At 70.0% G+C, this 1,575-nt stretch carries 1 protein-coding gene; it reads right to left on the reverse strand.

The annotated features are described in order from the left end of the window. Nucleotides 1-1,474: excinuclease ABC subunit UvrC (uvrC, locus tag ACWF94_RS40275; RefSeq protein ID WP_453500232.1), on the reverse strand; the 1,474-nt coding region annotated here is incomplete at its 3' end. Nucleotides 1,475-1,575 lie beyond the last annotated feature (101 nt).

Here is a 1,575-nt window from a genome sequence, read left to right on the forward strand (position 1 = left end):
GCTTGGGGCGGCCGTCGTCATCAGGCGCCCCGCCGCCCTCGGGGTCGTCCGCGCCGATCCACTCCCCCGTGCGGTCCTTCTCCGCGAGATAGCGGCGGAAGCGGCGGCTGATCACCTCGTGCATGGAGCGGACGTCGTCCTGCCCCTGGAAGCTCTTGATCTGGAAGCGGCGGTACTCGCTCTTGCGGGCCAATCCGTCCTCGAAGACGACCATGGACGCCACGACGTCCTCGCCCTGGAGGTGCGAGATGTCGAAGCACTCGATCCGCAGCGGCGCCGAGTCCAGCTCCAGGGCCTCGGCGATCTCCTCCAGCGCGCGGGAGCGGGTGGTGAGATCGCTGGCGCGCTTGGTCTTGTGCAGTCCGAGAGCCTGCACGGCATTGCGCTGGACCGTCTCCATCAGGTCCTTCTTGTCGCCGCGCCGGGGGACGCGCAGCGACACCTGGGCACCCCGGCGCTCGCTCAGCCACTGGCCGACGGTGTCCGTGTTCTCGGGGAGGGCGGGGACGAGCACCTCCCGGGGGACGGTCTCGCCGCTCTCCTCCCCGTACAGCTGCTGGAGCGCGTGCTCGACCAGGCCGGCGGTGTCGACGGCCTCGACCTTGTCGGTGACCCAGCCGCGCTGTCCGCGCACCCGGCCGCCGCGGACGTGGAAGATCTGCACGGCGGCTTCCAGCTCGTCCTCGGCGACGGCGATCAGATCGGCGTCGGTGGCGTCCGCGAGGACGACGGCATTCTTCTCCAGGGCGCGTCTGAGCGCGTCTATGTCGTCCCGGAGCCTGGCGGCCCGCTCGTACTCCAGCTCCTCGGCCGCCGCCGTCATCCGCTGCTCAAGCCGCCGGATGTACGTACCGGTGCGGCCGGCCATGAAGTCGCAGAACTCCTCCGCCAGTTCGCGGTGCTCCTCAGGGGTGACGCGGCCGACACAGGGGGCCGAGCACTTGCCGATGTAGCCGAGGAGGCAGGGGCGACCCTTCTGCCGGTGGTTCCTGAACACACCGGCGGAGCAGGTCCGGACGGGAAAGACCCGGAGCATCAGATCGACGGTCTCACGGATCGCCCACGCCTGGCCGTAGGGGCCGAAGTAGCGCACGCCCTTGCGCTTGGCGCCGCGCATCACCTGGACCCTCGGGAACTCCTCGTTGAGCGTGACCGCGAGATACGGATAGCTCTTGTCGTCGCGGTACTTGACGTTGAACCGGGGGTCGAACTCCTTGATCCAGGAGTACTCCAGCTGGAGCGCCTCGACCTCGGTGGAGACGACCGTCCACTCGACCGATGCGGCGGTGGTCACCATGGTGGCCGTACGGGGGTGCAGGCCGGCCAGGTCCTGGAAGTAGCTGGCGAGGCGCTGGCGCAGGCTCTTCGCCTTCCCGACGTAGATCACCCGGCGGTGCTCGTCGCGGAATTTGTAGACCCCCGGCGACTCGGGGATCTCGCCCGGCCTGGGACGGTAGCTGGAGGGGTCTGCCATACCGTCCACCCTACTGGCGGGCACCGACAATCCGGCCGGGACCGGGGCGGTCCCCGGCCGGACTGCGCGGGGGCTCCGTACACCCGGGGGCGGTACGGAGC

This window comes from Streptomyces sp. NPDC055078 (assembly GCF_053607985.1).